Origin of the sequence: Shewanella sp. CG12_big_fil_rev_8_21_14_0_65_47_15, from assembly GCF_002783505.1 — a bacterium.
Lineage (GTDB): Bacteria > Pseudomonadota > Gammaproteobacteria > Enterobacterales > Shewanellaceae > Shewanella.
Genome location: NZ_PFGL01000001.1, coordinates 209,841 through 227,588, shown reverse-complemented (window position 1 = coordinate 227,588; position 17,748 = coordinate 209,841). Strand labels below are relative to the sequence as shown.

The 17,748-nt window shown below is 47.4% G+C and carries 16 protein-coding genes and 1 pseudogene; 10 read left to right on the top strand and 7 right to left on the bottom strand.

Annotation, left to right across the window (positions count from 1 at the left end):
- Nucleotides 1-133: 133 nt before the first annotated feature.
- A complete protein-coding gene (gene hutI / locus COW15_RS00975) occupies nucleotides 134-1,360 on the bottom strand; it encodes an imidazolonepropionase (protein ID WP_293628852.1) in 1,227 nt (408 codons plus the stop codon).
- 175 nt (nucleotides 1,361-1,535) lie between these two features.
- On the opposite strand from hutI, the gene hutC reads away from it, so the two are divergent.
- The 7 genes and pseudogenes from hutC to COW15_RS00940 all read left to right on the top strand — a co-directional run bounded on the left by hutC (nucleotide 1,536) and on the right by COW15_RS00940 (nucleotide 8,109).
- The gene (gene hutC / locus COW15_RS00970; protein ID WP_293628851.1) at nucleotides 1,536-2,243 is read left to right on the top strand and encodes a histidine utilization repressor; all 708 of its coding nucleotides are present in this window, start codon (nucleotides 1,536-1,538) and stop codon (nucleotides 2,241-2,243) included.
- Between the two features lie 125 nt (nucleotides 2,244-2,368).
- Nucleotides 2,369-4,039 (top strand): urocanate hydratase, encoded by a 1,671-nt coding sequence (hutU, locus tag COW15_RS00965; RefSeq protein WP_293628850.1) that lies wholly within the window; start codon nucleotides 2,369-2,371, stop codon nucleotides 4,037-4,039.
- 64 nt (nucleotides 4,040-4,103) lie between these two features.
- The gene (gene hutH, locus COW15_RS00960; RefSeq protein ID WP_293628848.1) at nucleotides 4,104-5,645 is read left to right on the top strand and encodes a histidine ammonia-lyase; all 1,542 of its coding nucleotides are present in this window, start codon (nucleotides 4,104-4,106) and stop codon (nucleotides 5,643-5,645) included.
- A 383-nt stretch (nucleotides 5,646-6,028) separates the two neighbouring features.
- A pseudogene (locus COW15_RS00955) lies at nucleotides 6,029-6,340 on the top strand (2OG-Fe dioxygenase family protein); the annotation flags it as partial.
- The gene (locus COW15_RS00950; RefSeq protein ID WP_293628846.1) at nucleotides 6,330-6,977 is read left to right on the top strand and encodes a pyridoxal phosphate-dependent aminotransferase; all 648 of its coding nucleotides are present in this window, start codon (nucleotides 6,330-6,332) and stop codon (nucleotides 6,975-6,977) included. The pseudogene COW15_RS00955 and the gene COW15_RS00950, both read left to right, overlap by 11 nt.
- Nucleotides 6,978-7,082: 105 nt before the next feature.
- Entirely contained in the window at nucleotides 7,083-7,793 is a 711-nt protein-coding gene (locus tag COW15_RS00945; protein ID WP_293628844.1) for an AzlC family ABC transporter permease, read from the top strand.
- A complete protein-coding gene (locus COW15_RS00940; RefSeq protein ID WP_293628842.1) occupies nucleotides 7,783-8,109 on the top strand; it encodes an AzlD domain-containing protein in 327 nt (108 codons plus the stop codon). The genes COW15_RS00945 and COW15_RS00940 overlap by 11 nt, the downstream gene beginning before the upstream one ends.
- A gap of 35 nt (nucleotides 8,110-8,144) precedes the next feature.
- Here COW15_RS00940 and COW15_RS00935 read toward each other — a convergent pair whose 3' ends face one another.
- The 6 genes from COW15_RS00935 to COW15_RS00910 form a co-directional block, all read right to left on the bottom strand.
- Nucleotides 8,145-8,966 carry an AraC family transcriptional regulator gene (locus tag COW15_RS00935; RefSeq protein WP_293628840.1) on the bottom strand — a complete coding sequence of 274 codons (822 nt, stop codon included), beginning with the start codon at nucleotides 8,964-8,966 and terminating at the stop codon, nucleotides 8,145-8,147.
- 21 nt (nucleotides 8,967-8,987) lie between these two features.
- Nucleotides 8,988-9,401, bottom strand: coding sequence for a DUF2000 domain-containing protein (locus COW15_RS00930; protein ID WP_293628838.1), 414 nt, complete (start codon nucleotides 9,399-9,401; stop codon nucleotides 8,988-8,990).
- A 341-nt stretch (nucleotides 9,402-9,742) separates the two neighbouring features.
- Entirely contained in the window at nucleotides 9,743-11,068 is a 1,326-nt protein-coding gene (locus COW15_RS00925; protein WP_293628836.1) for a M48 family metallopeptidase, read from the bottom strand.
- A 109-nt stretch (nucleotides 11,069-11,177) separates the two neighbouring features.
- On the bottom strand, nucleotides 11,178-11,804 hold the full coding sequence (locus COW15_RS00920) for a hypothetical protein (protein ID WP_293628835.1): 627 nt from the start codon (nucleotides 11,802-11,804) through the stop codon (nucleotides 11,178-11,180).
- Nucleotides 11,805-12,163: 359 nt separating this feature from the next.
- Nucleotides 12,164-12,811: a DUF3157 family protein gene (locus tag COW15_RS00915; protein WP_293628834.1), complete on the bottom strand. Its 648-nt coding sequence runs from the start codon at nucleotides 12,809-12,811 to the stop codon at nucleotides 12,164-12,166.
- Between the two features lie 115 nt (nucleotides 12,812-12,926).
- Complete coding sequence (locus COW15_RS00910; protein WP_293628832.1) at nucleotides 12,927-13,853, bottom strand: LysR family transcriptional regulator; 927 nt, start codon at nucleotides 13,851-13,853, stop codon at nucleotides 12,927-12,929.
- A gap of 184 nt (nucleotides 13,854-14,037) precedes the next feature.
- Here COW15_RS00910 and COW15_RS00905 point away from each other — a divergent pair, with 184 nt between their 5' ends.
- The 3 genes from COW15_RS00905 to COW15_RS00895 all read left to right on the top strand — a co-directional run bounded on the left by COW15_RS00905 (nucleotide 14,038) and on the right by COW15_RS00895 (nucleotide 17,703).
- On the top strand, nucleotides 14,038-14,787 hold the full coding sequence (locus tag COW15_RS00905) for a 3-oxoacyl-ACP reductase family protein (protein WP_293628830.1): 750 nt from the start codon (nucleotides 14,038-14,040) through the stop codon (nucleotides 14,785-14,787).
- Between the two features lie 243 nt (nucleotides 14,788-15,030).
- Nucleotides 15,031-15,441, top strand: coding sequence for a hypothetical protein (locus tag COW15_RS00900; RefSeq protein ID WP_293628828.1), 411 nt, complete (start codon nucleotides 15,031-15,033; stop codon nucleotides 15,439-15,441).
- Between the two features lie 150 nt (nucleotides 15,442-15,591).
- Nucleotides 15,592-17,703, top strand: coding sequence for a protein-disulfide reductase DsbD domain-containing protein (locus COW15_RS00895; RefSeq protein WP_293628827.1), 2,112 nt, complete (start codon nucleotides 15,592-15,594; stop codon nucleotides 17,701-17,703).
- The last annotated feature ends 45 nt before the right edge of the window (nucleotides 17,704-17,748 follow it).

Genomic DNA, 17,748 nt, shown 5'->3' with positions numbered 1-17,748 from the left:
TTACCTTGTCTGCCATCGTTAAGTGGTAATTCAAGCGGGGATTTTAGTTATCCCCGTTAAGTTTACAGTTTAAAGACTTTATTTAAGTAAGAATTAATTCAGCAAGGCATAATCCATCTTACGCTTAAGCCGTTTATTGGTGAATAAGCTTGCCATTTTTCACTACATCTTTGCAGGGATTGACGCCGTAGGAATAGGCTAGTTGTGCTGGGGTTGAAATATCCCACAGACAGAAATCCGCCTGTTTTCCGACCACTAAGCTGCCGACGTTATCTTCAATCCCAAGCGCCTTAGCGGCATTGAGTGTTAGGCCAGTTAAGGCTTCTTCCGGCGTTAAGCGGAATAGGGTGCAACCCATATTCAGCATCAACAGGGTCGAGCAAATGGGCGATGAGCCGGGGTTAAAGTCACTGGCGAGCACCATAGGCACGTTGTATTGGCGCAATAAATCGATTGGCGGTTTTTGGGTTTCCCGCAAAAAGTAAAACGCGCCCGGTAACAGCACGGCGCAGGTGCCGCTTTCGCTTAGGGCTTTTACGCCTGCTTCATCCAAATATTCAATATGATCAACCGACTTAGCGCCAAGACGTGCGGCCAGTGCGCTGCCGCCCATATTGGTTAATTGCTCGGCATGCAGTTTGACTTGTAAACCCGCAGCCTTGGCGGCGCTCAGTACGCGCTCGGTTTGCTCTAGGTTAAAGGCGATGTTTTCACAGAATACATCCACCGCATCGGCGAGGTTTTCGGCAATCACCGCAGGCAGCATCTTATTGATTATTAAGTCGACATAGCCGTCGCTATTGTCTTTAAATTCGGGTGGCACCGCATGGGCACCGAGGAAGGTGGTCTTCACATCCACATGGTGATGTTGGCCGAGTTCGCGGGCCACGCGCAGGATTTTGAGTTCAGTTTCGGTATCTAAGCCATAGCCAGATTTAATCTCAACCGTAGTGACGCCTTCCTTTGCTAAGGCATTTAAACGTTGGCGACCGAGGTCAAATAACTCGGCTTCGTCGGCCTCACGGCAGGCGTTAACCGTCGAAATAATCCCGCCGCCGGCGCGGGCGATTTCCTCGTAGGTGGCGCCCTTTAGGCGTAGCTCAAATTCATTAGCGCGATTGCCAGCAAACACTAAGTGAGTATGGGCGTCGATCAATCCTGGAGTGATCCAGCCGCCTTTGCCCCTGTAAACAGGAATGGACAACACATCGAAGGTGGGCAGTTCACTGCGTGGGCCTAACCAGGCAATTTTACCGTCTTTTACTGCAATGGCTGCATCGGTAATCGCACCATAAGGTGCTGATATGGAAGGGTCCATTGTTGCTAAATTAACGTCTATCCAAACCTGATCCCAAGACATCTTTATCCCTCGCTGCGTTGGTTTTTTGGCCCCGCAAACTCTTTATTATCGAAAGTTATGTGAGCTAGCTTGTATTTACTTGTATATACAAGCTAGGATTGTAGCCGCAATTTCGAACGTTTGAAAGAGTGGCTAGCACCTACTAGATTTTAGATTCTTATACCGAGGAAATGTTTTGGCTATTCCTAAGTTTGCAGAAATTAAGCAATACATTATCACCTGTATCGAGTCCGGTGAGTGGGAAGAGAATGCCCGCGTGCCCTCGGAGAACCAGCTCGCCGAGCTATTTGTCTGTAGCCGCATGACGGCGCGCCGTGCCTTGACGGAACTGACAGACAATGGGGTGCTAGAGCGTTCACAGGGGCTTGGCACCTTTGTGGCGGGGCGTAAGTCGCAATCTTCCATGCTCGCCATTCGCAATATCGCCGACGAAATCAAAGACCGTGGCCATGGTTACAGTGTGCAGCAGTTAGCACTCCATCGAGTCAATGCTAGTGCGCCGATTGCCATCGCACTGGCGCTCGAAGTGGACAGTTCGGTATTTCATTCAATATTAGTGCATTGCGAGCAGGGCGTGCCGCTCCAGGTGGAGGAGCGTTATGTGAACCCCGCCTTTGCGCCCGACTATCTGGCGCAGGATTTTAGTGAACAGACACCCCATGAATATTTGTCTCAGGTGGCGCCACTGACCGAAGCGCATCATACGATTGAGGCTATTATTGCCAGTAGCGAATTGCAGCAGAGGTTAGCGATCCCCGCGACCGAGCCCTGTTTACAGATTTTACGCCGCACTTGGTCACGCCAAGGGGTGGTGAGTTTTGCCAAATTAGTACACCCGGGTAGCCGCTTTAAACTCGGCGGACATCTGACATTCAATAAATAACAACTCGCGAAAACCCGTTAAGAGCTTATGCCTTTAACCTTAGGTTTAGCGACAAAAACACAATAAAAACAATAGCACTTAGCCGTAAGGCGAGTGAGTTCAACAGGTTGAAAGAGGACATCTCAATGGATAAGCGACACGACCCAAGCCGCCGCATTATTGCGCCCCACGGCAGCCAATTAAGCTGTAAAAGCTGGTTAACCGAAGCGCCAATGCGCATGTTAATGAACAACTTACATCCCGATGTGGCCGAGCGCCCAGAGGATTTAGTGGTTTACGGCGGTATCGGCCGCGCTGCCCGCGACTGGGATTGCTACGACAAAATCATCGAAGTGCTACAACGTCTCGAAGATGACGAAACCCTATTAGTGCAATCGGGCAAGCCTGTGGGCGTGTTTCGCACCCACGCGGATGCACCGCGGGTATTAATTGCTAACTCAAACCTAGTGCCACATTGGGCAAATTGGGAGCATTTCAACGAGTTAGATAAGTTAGGTTTGGCCATGTATGGCCAGATGACCGCGGGTTCTTGGATTTACATCGGTACTCAGGGCATTGTCCAGGGCACCTACGAGACCTTCGTTGCCGTGGCAAAACAACACTTTGATGGCATCTCCAAAGGCAAATGGATCCTCACTGGCGGCTTAGGCGGCATGGGCGGCGCGCAAACGCTCGCCGGGACTATGGCAGGCTTCTCTGTGCTCGCCTGTGAAGTCGACGAGACTCGCATCGATTTTCGTCTGCGTACTCGCTATGTGGATAAAAAGGCGACTTCATTAGATGAAGCCATCGCCATGATTGAAGAGGCAAACAACTCAGGTCATCCAGTGTCAGTGGGTTTATTAGCCAACGCCGCCGATGTGTTTGCCGAGTTAGTTAAGCGCGGTGTTACACCCGATGTAGTGACCGACCAAACCTCAGCCCACGATCCACTGAATGGCTATTTGCCACAGGGTTGGACTATGGCGCAAGCAGCCGACATGCGTAAAACCGATGAAGCGGCAGTCGTGAAAGCGGCTAAAGCCTCGATGGCGGTACAGGTGCAAGCCATGCTGGATCTGCAAGCGGCGGGCGCGGCGACCTTAGATTATGGTAACAATATTCGCCAAATGGCCTTCGAAACTGGCGTTAAAAACGCCTTCGATTTCCCTGGCTTCGTACCTGCTTATATTCGACCACTCTTCTGCGAAGGTATCGGCCCATTCCGTTGGGTGGCTCTGTCTGGCGATCCAGAGGATATCTACAAGACCGACGCCAAAGTGAAGGAACTGATCCCCGACAATCCACACCTGCACAACTGGTTAGATATGGCGCGCGAGCGCATCGCCTTCCAAGGTCTACCGGCGCGTATCTGCTGGGTGGGCTTAAAAGACCGTGCGCGTTTAGCGTTAGCCTTTAACGAGATGGTCAAAAACGGTGAGCTGTCGGCGCCAATAGTGATCGGCCGTGACCACTTAGACTCAGGTTCAGTCGCCAGCCCTAACCGTGAAACCGAATCTATGCTGGATGGTTCGGACGCAGTATCAGACTGGCCATTACTAAACGCGCTGCTCAACACCGCCAGTGGCGCGACTTGGGTGTCGCTGCACCACGGTGGTGGTGTAGGCATGGGCTTTAGCCAACACTCGGGCGTAGTGATCGTCTGTGATGGCACAGATGCGGCGGCTAAACGGGTTGGCCGCGTACTGTGGAATGACCCAGCGACAGGCGTGATGCGTCATGCGGATGCGGGTTATGAGATCGCCAAAAACTGCGCCAAGGAGCAGGGCTTAGATCTGCCCATGCTTAAAGGCTAACCGTGAAAAGCAAACTGTTAAAAACAGCCCCGTTAAAAACAACCAGAAGAATACGGATATAAAAATGAAATCAGTCAATCATTTAGTATTAACGCCCGGCAGCCTAAGCCTGGCGCAACTGCGTGAAATCAGTCGCCATAAACTGACACTCGAATTGGCGCCAGAGGCGATTACCGAGATCAACACCAGCGCGCAAATCGTGCAAAAGGTATTGGATGAAGGCCGCACCGTTTATGGCATCAACACAGGTTTTGGTCTGCTGGCCAACACTAAGATTGCCCCGGAAGATCTGCAATTACTGCAACGCTCTATCGTGTTATCCCATGCGGCGGGCACGGGCCAGTATATGCAGGACGCCACAGTGCGCCTGATGATGGTGTTAAAGATCAACTCCTTAAGCCGTGGTTTTTCGGGCATTCGTTTAGAAGTCATCAACTTCCTCATTAGCTTAGTGAATGCCGAGGTTTATCCCTGCGTGCCTGAAAAGGGTTCCGTTGGCGCCTCCGGCGACTTAGCACCGTTAGCCCATATGTGTTTGCCGCTGCTGGGCGAAGGTGAAATGAGCTACCAAGGGCAGATTATTTCGGCCGCCGAAGGCTTAGAAATCGCCGGCCTTAAGCCGCTCGACTTAGCCGCTAAAGAAGGTCTAGCGCTGCTTAACGGCACCCAAGCGTCTACCGCGCTGGCGCTGGAAGGTCTGTTCCATGCCGAAGACTTATTTGCCGCCAGTTCAGTGATTGGCGCCATGAGCGTCGAGGCGGCTATGGGTAGCCGTAGTCCGTTCGATCCTCGCATCCACGCCGCCCGAGGTCAGAAAGGTCAAATCGATTCAGCCATGGTGTTCCGCCATCTACTGGGTGATGAGTCCGAAATTAGCTTAAGCCATGTGAACTGCGAGAAGGTGCAGGATCCTTATTCACTGCGCTGTCAGCCACAGGTGTTAGGCGCTTGCTTAACTCAAATTCGCCACGCGGCCGAAGTGTTAGGCACTGAGGCCAATGGCGTGACCGATAACCCGCTGGTGTTCCAAGATACTGGCGATATTATCTCTGGCGGTAACTTCCACGCCGAACCTGTCGCCATGGCCGCGGATAACTTGGCGATTGCGATTGCTGAATTAGGCGCGATTGCTGAGCGTCGTATCGCGCTGCTCATCGATTCTAGCCTGTCTAAACTGCCACCTTTCCTCGTTAAGAACGGCGGGGTGAACTCGGGCTTTATGATCGCCCAAGTGACGGCGGCGGCATTGGCCTCTGAAAACAAAACCTACGCCCATCCTGCATCGGTTGACAGTTTGCCGACCTCGGCCAACCAAGAAGATCACGTTTCTATGGCGACCTTCGCGGCGCGCCGCCTGCGAGATATGAGCGAAAATACCCGTGGTGTACTGGCAATTGAATTGTTAGCAGCGGCGCAGGGTTTAGATTTCCGCGCACCTTTAGCCCCAAGTACAGCAGTGGCTAAGGCCAAAGCCGAATTACGTGAAGTCGTTGCCTATTACGATAAAGACAGATACTTCGCACCGGATATCGAAGCTGCGACAGATTTGTTATACACAGCAAGCTTTAACGCTTACCTGCCAGCAGGAACGCTAGCCAGCTTTTAAGGGGCATTATTATAAGTTCGCTTAAGCACTGAATGCATACAAAAAAGGCACAAACCCTTGGTTTTGTGCCTTTTTTAATGCCCTATTTTTGAGTTGAGCCTCACCCTGATGCAATAATCGCAGTATTCTTCAAAGTTATTAACCATATCCTTCAATACGCGCCTCAATAGAATTATTATGCTTCTCCGAAACCTGCATATAATGGAGTAAGTAGGATGATTGATATATTGGAGTTACAGGAAGAGTTTAAGTTTGCACCGTTTAATTCATTTAATCAGCTTAAGGAAGATAATTATTTAAAGTCTAAATCTGTATTTCGTCATCGCGCCTATAGCGTAGGCTCAATCACCAATAGTAGATTAAATTAGAAAGAAAACACGACTTTTCTACAGTCAGAGGAACTTAACCGTTATATGGGAGGGGTCATTCGGCATTTTGAACCCTTAATTATGGAAAGTAAGCATTATATTGAGTCTATTGTTCATCGACTGATAAAGAGTGCAAAAATCCCTCAAGATGATTATGAGATCGGCTGTCATCAAATTCGAATCTCTGCTGAAAATGACTTTAATGGCTATCCTGCCCCCGAAGGATTCCATCGGGATGGATTCGATTATATCGCGATTCATTGCGTCTCTCTCAATAATGTTAATGGAGCTATTTCTCTGGTGCGTCCTATAGGTAGTGTTAAATAGTCCTTGTAATCCAACAGGTGCAATACTCAGTGATCAAGAGTGGCAAAATATTATATTCTTGTGTAAACGTAAAAATATTTGGATTGTGAACGATGAAGAATATTTACTCGATTTTTCAGGTTCAATCATTAATAAATATGAATTGTCGTTATCTGTATCCAGTCTCTCAAAAATATATGGGTTACCAGCTTTAAGGCTTGGATGGGCGGTATCGAATAACGATAATATTATTGAGAATATGGTTAACTATAAGCGTTATACCTCGGTATGTAATTCACTGCTCTTGGAAAATATAGCCAAGAAAGTGTTGTCAGAAAAAGAAATGCATATTAAGAGATTCCGTAATTATCTTAATATTGGCCGTCCCTTGCTCGATAAGTTTGCCGAATTGACGAAAGATCACTTAGAGCTGATCCCGCCTAATCAAACACCTTACGCCTGGTTTAATACCAAAAATGCGGTCGATTCAGCAAAGCTTGTCAGGACAATACTGGAACAGCATCAGCTTTTGGTGATGCCTGCAGAGGTGTTTGGAACAAAAAATGGTATTAGACTGACCTATGCCCGTGACGAACAATTGCTCAGGACATGTTTAAATATGATATTGGATACATTGGCCGTGAGTGAGCGTCTCTAGGCTATGTAACGGGCAATTTCAGGTTGAATGAGCCCGTTATTTCAATGTCAGTGATAACTTAATCTTTATTTCGTGGGTATTAAATCTTCTTTATTCAGCTAGGTGATGGTAGTGAACATAAACCGCATATTTTATATAGCTAAATTGACGATCCCCATCGCAACCGCTTATGTACCACTCGGGCTTGCTTTGGGGGTGTTTATGGTGTCGAGTGGCGTTCAATGGTTTTGGGCACCGGTGGCAGCATTGGTTATTTTCGCCGGTTCAATTGAGTTCTTGGTCGTTAGCTTTATTCTCGCAGGGCTGCCATTGGCGACTGTGGCATGGACGACGTTAATCGTTAATTTTCGTCATATTTTTTATGGGTTATCTTTTCCGCTTAAGTTACTGCGTACGCCATTGCAAAAGTTATATGGTATTTTCGCATTAACCGATGAAACCTATGGCATAACTTGTACGAGTGAGGGTAAGAAGCTGACAGGAGCTGAGATTAGCCTGCTGCAAGTTATTAGTCATTTATGGTGGGTCGGCGCCACGTTAATCGGCGCGCTTATTGGCACTTTGATCCCTCCTGAAATAACAGGGTTTGAGTTTGCCTTAACCGCTATGTTTGTGACATTGGCTATCGATGCTGTGCGCCATACTGTGGATAATAAGCCCATCACATATGCTGTCATTTCGAGTGTCTTTGGGGTCTTGATGGAGTATTACGTCGTTCATAGTGCATTTTTAGCAGCTGGTTTAATTTGTTATCTAAGCTTAATCAGTAAAGATTATATTTACTCTAGAGAAGAGGCGATCATTAATGATATCTGATACGCATGTGCTTTGGGTGATACTAACAGTGTCCGCGGTCACTATAGGATTGCGACTCGCCCCTTTTATTTTGATGGCTCAGTTGTCTGATAACCAATATTTTAAATATATTGGACAGAGAATGCCTGTCGGTGTTATGACGCTGCTTGTGGTCTACTCCTTCATCCATGTCGACTTTAGCATTGAGCCTTATGGTGTGCCGCAAATTTTATCGGCACTGCTTGTTTTATTAGTTTATTGGTATCGAAAAAATGCACTGGCGTCGATAGGTATTGGTTTGGCCGTTCATTTGACATTAGTTAACTTCATTTTCTAATATAAAATAAACGGAGTGGAATAATATTAGGCTTTTCATTTATGGCTGATTGACTTCACCTTAACTGGGGTATAGCCATAGTGTTTTTTTATAAGGCGACTTAAGTGAGCCTGATCTGAGTAGTTGTATTTAACAGCAACATCGCTCACTTTTTCTCCTTTAATCAGTTCGTTAAAAGCTTTTTCTAATTTCATTTGCATAAAATAGCTATAGGGGGTCAAACCAAAAATCTGCTTAAATTTTTTGATGAAATGATATTCTGACAAATTAACGGCTTTCGCTATGTCTGCCACTGTCAATTTTGTCCCTATATCGCTATCCATTATTTCTATGCTTTTACTGAGTCGCCTTCTGTCATCTGAGTGATTAGGTTTTCCCTCGCTGGATAGGTCGATTAGTGAGTTGAATAGTTTCCAACCCATTTCTGACACTTCCTGGGGATGGCTATCATCACTCCTCGACAAGTCGAAGTAAGTTTCAAATAAAGTCACCATTGCAGTGCTAAAAATGGGTGATTCAGAAAATAAAAGAGGAAACTCGAAGTTGGGATGGTTTGCTCTCGCTATCTGATGGATAAATCTCTGGCTTATTCTGACGTTTCTGGTGGAAAGGCTCTCTTTCCCCACACCTTTACCATAATGCACATAGCCAGGGTTGATGATGCTTATTTGATTAGGACTATAGAATAGTGTTTTATTGCCGACTTTTAATTCTAATATTCCCGATGTGACTAAGGTGAAATCATAATCGAGGTGAAAGTGTGGCGAGCATTCATGGGAGAGTTTATGTCCCAGGGAGGTCATGACCTCAGGAAATATAGGGTTTACTTTAAAACAAGAGTACTTCAAGGTGCTCATTACCTACTCCAAATAATCCATTTATCGATACAGGGATAGCTTTTTCAGTAATGCGAAGACACTTTCATCGTTAGACCTACCACATAAGCCAATATATTCTAAGTTTTCACTATCGATTTCACGAGTTTGCCTTACTTGCTCTTCGTGCCCACCTTCTAACATAGTGTGTAAAAAATTAGTATGGCGACATTCTAATGCGATGAGTTCAGCTTTTATTCTTTTTATCTGATTTGAGTTTTTTGATGTGTAAATAATAAATGGATACATTGAAATGTTTGGGTGAATGCCACCACTGCCATCAATATAGTCATGGAAGTGGTTAGACTCGTCGGATAATTGATGCCCAAGACCTAAACTCATGTGAGCGAGTGCGTTTAATTGATGAATGATATTGGCTTTTTTGTTGATAATTGCAAAATATTTCAATGCAATCACTCCTTGATGCTTTGATAAAATATGAGACTTTCTTTGCGTATTTATGATGCCTGTAAGGCATTAGGGGGTCAAGAATGGTGGAGTCCCCGGAGTGTAAAGAAGTGGAAGCTGAAGTGTGGAGTGAAAGTGGATATGCTCACAATGAGTCAATCAAGACAATAACCTGCTTACCGAAGGCGCTTAGGTTTGGCTTTTAAGGCTTAGTTAGGCTTAGTTAGGGTTAGTAAGATAAGGAAAGGCACAAACTTCTGTTTGTGCCTTTTACTATTTCTTCAGGAAATACAAATAACTTCCTCAGAAAAAGCTTCCTTCAGTCGATATCTAACCGAGTTGGCGCAGGCTTAGCCTTGGCAATCTGCGGGTAAATACTCATCCGGAATACCGCTACTGCTACACACCCAAGTGACATTGTCTTGCTCATCGACTTTGGGCGATAGGTACACCTCATAGTCTTGGTAATCCCCTAGGGTTTCACCGCCCACAAACCCGACTATGCCATCGGTGTAGAGATTGAAGGTGGCCAGTTGCGCATCCGTGAGCCCTAGGGCTTCCAATTCAGTTGGCCAAGCTTTATTGCCTTGGTAGTAGGCCGTTAAGGTGTCTGTAATGGGGGTTAATGATTGATGTAATTGATTTATGTGTTTAACCGCTGCATCGGTATCGGGAACGGTCAAAGTTAAAGCCTGAGTTTGATCTGCTGGCGCCTCATAACTTATGCTTGCGCCTATCTTTTCTTGGTAGTCCTTATAGGCGGGAATGGCGACCGCAGCGGCAATACCGATAATGGCCGCGAGGATAATCATACCACCACCCGCTGTGCCCATACGCGGCATAAACAGGCTGAAAACATAAGCCCAAGCACTGCGAGAAGGCGCCGCATAATCTTTGCCCTGCGCCTTGGCTTGGATCCTCGCCATACGTTTAGTTAACCAAGGATAGCTGCCATTAAGCTCGTGCAATGACATCCAAAATCCGCTCGATTCTTGGGTTTGGCGAATATATTGGTCCACATTCATACGTTTCCATTGCTCAACCCCGGCCGCCAGCACGGCAACGGCATTAGTGGCCGAACGTAAACTATTACAGCAGCGCAGCCCGTGGAGATCGCAGGTGTATTCACAGGCGCGGGAATAGGCCGCGCCGACTAACGGCAACCAAGTGGCGAACACTAACAAAGGCGCTTTGCCTATATGATTGCGGCGAATATGGCCTAGCTCATGGCCGATATAGAAGTTAAGCGCATCTTTATCTGACTCAAGCGCATCCACAATGGATGAGAACAGCACTATATAGTGACGTCCAAGGAAGCGGGTCGCCAACGCATTGAGCATGCCATCGGCGGCGAGTAGGTAGGCCCTTGGTGGTTCTTTTATTTCTAAGCGCTCGCAGCAGGCTAAATATTGTTTATGTAAATCAGGGAATTGCTCTGCACTGATCTCAACGGCTGTACCTTTTAAGTAACTGATAAAGGCGGAATGGCTAAAGAGGTAGATGATGAAAAACGCCAATACATAAATCAGCGCGACACCTAAGGTGCCTATGATCAATCCGGCCCAGACGATCCCTGAAATAACAGCCAATAGGGTGAACAGCGATTTTTCCTTCGAATAGACAATATCCGTCATCTGAATGGGATTATCGTTCCCTGCGGTAATAACTTGTTCCATGTTGATCCTTTTCCTAATGAAGTGACAAACGGCGTGAAAATAGTCAATTTCACTAGGAAATTCAATCAATATAAACAGAAATATTCAATATATTTGTACACATATTAAATTAAATCTGTTTATTGCTGGCAGGTATTGTTGTCGCCGTACCGTTTTGAATGGCTTCTTGGGCGAGGGCTATCACCTGCTTTTCTGCTTGGCTGACCAGTTGTTGATGGACCTTACTGAGTTGCTCCATCTCCTTGCCGAGAACTTCCATCGACTCGCTCAGATTTTCGATTTGTGATTTGACCTCGGGGTCTTCTTCGCCAGAGGTGAGATTGAGCAAGAGTTTGTTGGTTTGGGCGCCGATGGCATCGCCTTTTTGCTGCATCTGTTCGCCAACAGCCTGCATTTTATTCCCTTGTTGCTGCATTGGAATAATGGCGCTTTTGATTTGGTCGACCAATACAGGATCGGTGATCACATAGGAAGTACCCGCGGTCTCGAACCACAGATAATCCGTCTGGTAAGGATTACCTTGGCGTGCGAGTTTTTCCCAATCGTCGTCGTGGCCCGCACCTACCGTCATCTCGCCATTTTTTTGCACATAGATCCATGAAAAATCAGCTTGGTTTTGGCTTATGATTGAAATGCTGTGCTGAGTTTCTCGGTTCGTTTGCTGGGTAGCCCAAATTGTGGCTGGGACTAAGGCGAGGATAAACAGGCTGCCAATGATTTTTGTGCTTGCACTCATAGTGTCTCCTGGTGTTGAAGGGGGATTGACTGCTTGCGTCTGCTAAGCATATCTGTGGCTATTCAGTATCTATGCCATAATTTTTTATATTATTTATCAATCGGATAGATTTGTGAGTGTCCGTGAGGATCCTGTGTAGCGGCCGTGCGTGTCCGTTAATGTGTCCGAGCGGTCAGTGGACACTTTTTTGCCCTAGTGTGCCAAATTGCACCTTAACGGCTTGGCATCATTTTTAACGCTTATCTGGTTAACCCTGTGCTAAGTCGGGGACGCTAAGACTGTTTTGGGATAGGCAGCTTAAAGGATTGCTTGCAAGGAATTGAAAGCCTGCTTCCAATTCCTTACCTCTGCAGGTTCACTCAGCGTGAGTTGATCTCAGTGATTTTGAGATTGATAAGTTGTTTCTGCCATTGGTTTTTATCTATGCCTTCTACCCAAATAACAGGGCTCTTACGTTGCTCGCCTTTGCGCAAATAAGTCTCTGGCATGCGGAAAATGGCTTCCCAGACTTCGAGTTTTTCGGTTTTGAGGAGTGTACCATCATCGCCAAAGAAGCTGGCTTCGACTTCAACTAAGGTCACATGCTCACCGCTGGTGCTGGCAAGTTCGAAGCTAAGGCCGAGTTTATCGCCCTTCCACTGGCTGTCGGTAAAGCTGACTTTAATGCCATCTTTGGCGGTAGAGCCTAAAAGTTCGGGTCTGGTTATGGCGTTGGCGGTAAGTGTAGTGATCGGTGCGGCAGTTGCCACCGTGGCTGCAGTAACGGCGGCGCTAGTGGCGACCACTGGGGCATTTACCGCTGGCGCTACGGCTTGGGTGGTTAATACCGCCGCGGCCGCTTTGGTTTCTGTCACTATATATTCCCAGGTAAAGTCGTCTTTAAGCCTGACTTGGGCACCGTTTTCAAGGGTGACTCTTGCGACTTCAGGTGCCACATCGGCGGCCACCACTGAGGATGAAAGCAACAGGAGTGAACTAAGTACACTAAGGCGAAATGGGGTTTGCATTGGATTTCTGGCTCCGGTATCCGTCTGAGTCAATATTCTGCCCTAACATAAACAATTTGCAGCATATTAGTCACTGCCTAAGTCGCATTTGGGTAAATAAAAGGTTTTTGAACCTTTAGCTTATCGCCGCTTTGAACCTGCTGCGTGGTGCTTTGGCTAATTCGACTAGCGCTTCGATGATGACTCGTAACTTAGGTTGGATATAAGGGGTTTTTAACCAAATTAAGTGGATGGGCGTATCTTCGGTGGCAAGCTCGTCCAGTACAGAGATTAGTTCACCGCTTTTAAGATGATCTTCAACCAGCCATATAGGTACCTGTGCTAAACCTACTCCCGCCAGTGTGGCCGCTAAAATGGCTTCACAATCGGCGATTTCGTGACGTACTGGAATGTCATAGGCCTCAGTGATCCCATCCTCATTTTTAAGTAACCAGCGATGTTGCTGCCCGAGTGGCCAGCCGACAATGCATTGGTGCTGGCCGAGGTCTTTTTTACTCTTAGGTGTACCGAGTCGAGCGAAATAATCGGGAGATGCACAGATCACTCGTCGCTGCTCCCCCAATCGACGGGCGATTAAATCCACAGTGTCATTGAGTTGTCCGACACGCACGGCTAAATCAATGCCGTCACTAAACAAGTCGGTCACTCTATCGTTGAAGGTGATGGATAACTCGAGTTTGGGGTATTTTTGCGATAGTACTAACAGGGTTGGCAGTATATATCGCCGCCCAAAGGTGATGGGTAAATCCACTCGCACTCGACCCGAGGGGATTTGTTGTTCGCTACCGAGTCGGCTCTGGGCATTTTCTAGAATGGCGATGGCATTTTGGCAGTCGGTTAGGTATGAATCGCCATCATTGGTTAAGCTCACGCGCCGTGTGGTGCGGTGCAGTAGCTTAGTGCCCAAGCGGGTTTCTAAGCGCACTATGCTTTTACTGAGTGCAGAACCCGTCATACCTAACGCCTGCGCCGCTAAGGTAAAACTGCCGAGCTGGGCAACTGTGACGAAATGGCGTATCTCAACAAATTGATTATTTATCACGGCAATTAATTCCCTGTAGGACTTAGTGAAGGTAATTTTAGTGACTTAATTAGGGGAAGTGAATCGCGTAAGCTACGACCAGAGTATGAAAATGTGTGTTAACCAACGGGCGAGAGCCATTTTGTGATTGATTAACAAGATTTTTCTATACAATCAACCTTGACCCCTATTGAGTGAGCAAACTATGAATTCGTCGAATAATCTGCAAGGTAAAGTAGCTTTTGTACAAGGTGGTAGTCGTGGTATCGGTGCCGCCATCGTTAAAAGATTAGCGAGAGAGGGCGCCGCGGTTGCCTTTACCTATGTGTCATCAGAAGCCCAATCACAATTGCTAGTTGATGAAGTGATTACTATGGGTGGCCGAGTTATTGCCATTAAGGCCGACAGCACAGAGCCTGAGGCTATTCGTCGTGCCATTCGCGAGACCAAAGCGCATTTCGGTGGCTTAGATATTGTGGTGAATAATGCGGGCACGCTGATTTGGGATAGCATCGAAAATCTGACCTTAGAGGACTGGGAGCGAACCGTTAACACTAATGTGCGCAGTGTGTTTGTGGCGAGCCAAGAAGCGGCTCTGCACATGAATGACGGCGGCCGCATTATCAATATCGGTAGCACCAATGCTGAGCGTATTCCGTTTGTGGGCGGTGCAATTTACGGCATGAGTAAATCGGCCTTAGTCGGTTTAGCCAAGGGATTAGCGCGGGATTTAGGCCCACGAGCTATTACGGTGAACAACATCCAACCAGGCCCAGTAGATACAGATATGAACCCTGATAACGGTGATTCATCTGAGCCAGTTAAGGCGATGGGCGCGCTGGGGCGTTATGGTAAAGCCGAAGAGATCGCCAGCTTTGTCGCCTTTATCGCTGGCCCAGAAGCGGGCTACATCACTGGTGCGAGTCTGATGATTGATGGCGGGTTTTCAGCTTAAGCTCAGCTTGTAATATCATTTAGGCACACAGTGTGAGTCTGCTGATCGTAAAGTCCGCCAAAGGAATGATTTGGCGGGCTAAGCCCAAATACTTTACTGGTTGATGAACTATTATTACGATCCGCCGGTCTTATCTGCTGTTAGCTTTTATTAGACGTTTATTTTTACAATCAAAGATTAAGACGAAGAGAAAGCCAAATTTTTACCTTACTGAATAAGAAAACAGGCAAGCTATGGGGCGTGATGGTGTTTACCATTCTGACCTTGTTCTGTTTAACTCAAAACAGTGGACTACTTAACTTGTTGCTCAATGAGTCGAGTGTGCAGGCGATGTCGGCTACGTCTTTTTCGGGTGCTGCTGTCAGCGCCAACTCAGTCGTTAACACAGACTCAGCTTCAAGCAGTATGGCTAGCAATGCTGACGCCCAATCGGCAGGTGCTGAGTTGGTTAAAAGTGAGTCTAAAAAATGTGAATTGTCTGAGAAATCGATCCGAGCCTGTATCGATACCCCGAGCACTATTCCATTGCTGATCTTGTTGTTCCTAATTCCGTTACTTCCCCGCGTTTCCCGCGTGATAACACTGTTACCCATACAAGGTTATCAGGCGAAGCCTAGGCGAATACATCTCACATTCTGCCGCTTTCAAGAATAGAAATAACGTATTTATCCACTCTTGAATTAAGCCTGCTATCACGCTGATGTTTCTTCAGCCGTGACTCTATTTATCACTAGAGCATGGTTAAGAAGCAAAGTAAGCCTTTACTCGGCATAACAAACAGTTAATGCCTATTTTGGGAACAAAATGAGTATATTAAAATCCATATTTACCAAATTCTGGATACTCGCCCTAATGGTGACGAGTCCGTCACTATTGGCCGCATCGACGGGGTGGTTAGTTAACGATAATCACCCGCCAGCTAAAGTACGTTTTATGCTGACGGGCGAAGTTGATCCCGCAACGAATACTTTGCCCGCTGTGCTTGAAGTACAACTCGAGGGCGATTGGAAAACCTATTGGCGCAGTCCTGGGGAGGGCGGCATTGCGCCGACCATCAAGTGGGATGGCTCTCGCAATCTACAGCAGGTAGATTGGCGATGGCCTGCGCCGGAGGAATTCTCATTATTAGGGTTGCAAACCTTTGGTTACAAAGGCAATACCACCTTTCCATTAACCCTAAACGTCGATGATATCGCTGCCCCGACTCAGCTGCGTGGCAAAGTGACCTTGTCGACCTGCACCACTATCTGTGTGCTGACGGATTATCAGATTAGTCTTGATTTCACGCCCAATGCGCTGCAAGCGGATACCGATGCCATGTTGGCCTACAACAAGGCCGTGTCGCTTGTGCCACAAAAAGTGTTGACCCAAGAGGGCCAAAATCCTGCCATGACAATGGGTTGGGATGCCGCCAAAGGCCAACTTGAAGTCAGACTCAATGATGCCAACTGGCAGAGTCCAACCGTGATTATCGATGGTGAGCCAGATACCACATTTAAGCTAGTGAGCTTAAAACCAAGTGAAAGTGATGCTAACGGCAAGCAATTGATTGGTATTTTCACTGGTCAAAGTTGGCTGGGTGAGCCCGAAGTCTTAGGTAAGTCGCTGAATGTCACAATCGTCGATAGCGAGCGGGCGTTGGAATACAGCGCCGAAGTTAAGCCTGTGGTGATTACCCAGGAAAGTACCTCGATATTTAGCATGATTTTGCTGGCGCTTATTGGCGGTTTAATCTTAAACGTCATGCCCTGCGTGTTACCAGTGCTTGGCATGAAGCTCAGTTCAGTGGTTGCCGCGCCCGATATGCAACGTAATCAAATCCGTCAACAGTTCATCGCATCGGCGTTGGGGATATTGGCCTCATTCTGGTTATTGGCTGGCTTTATCTTAATGCTTAAGCTCACGGGGCAGGCGATTGGTTGGGGCGTGCAGTTCCAAAACCCTTGGTTTATCGGCTTTATGGCGCTGGTGACCACAGTGTTTGCATTCAATATGTTAGGTGTATTTGAGATTAATCTACCCTCTAACCTGCAAACCAAGTTGGCGACAACGGGCGGCAATAATAACAGCGGTCACTTTTTACAGGGTATGTTTGCGACGCTACTGGCGACACCGTGCAGTGCACCATTTTTGGGTACCGCGGTTGCCTTCGCCTTGGGCGCCGATGTACTGAGCCTGTTTGCCATCTTTACCGCGTTGGCCGTGGGTATGGCGTTCCCTTGGTTGATTGTGGCGGCATTTCCGCAAGTGGCGGGTTATTTCCCTAAACCCGGCCGTTGGATGAACACTGTGAAAGTGTTTTTCTCCGGCATGTTGCTGATCACCAGTTTGTGGCTGATTAGCCTGTTGGCTAGCTTTATTGATGTGCTCTACCTGTGGCCATTAGCGGCTACCATTACACTGATATTTATGGTGTTTATGGCTAAAAAATATGGCGCGATTGCCATTGTGAGCTGCTTAGGTGTCGGGGTTGTACTGTCGGCAATCATCGCCTTTATGACGGTGAACCAGTGGGCTAAACCTTTACCTGCGGATCTTGCTTGGACGCCATTGAACCAAGAATCGATCAATCAACAGGTCGCCCAGGGCAAGACAGTGTTTGTCGATGTGACGGCCGATTGGTGTATCACCTGTAAGGCCAACAAAGTAGGCGTGATCCTGCAAGATCCTGTTTATAGCCTGTTGCAACAGCAGCATATAGTGCCGATGAAGGGCGATTGGACCACGCCTTCTGAGCCTATTACTCACTATCTGCAAAGCCATAATCGTTTTGGGGTGCCATTCAACGTGGTTTACGGCCCGGGTGCACCGCAAGGGATTGAGTTGCCGGAAATTCTATCGACTGAGCTTGTGCTTGCTGCGATAGAGCAGGCTTCTGCATCGACTGGAAAACCATCCGCAGAGGCAGGGAAATAACGCCAACGAACAGCCATTCATTTGGACGTTCCGAATGAGGCTAAA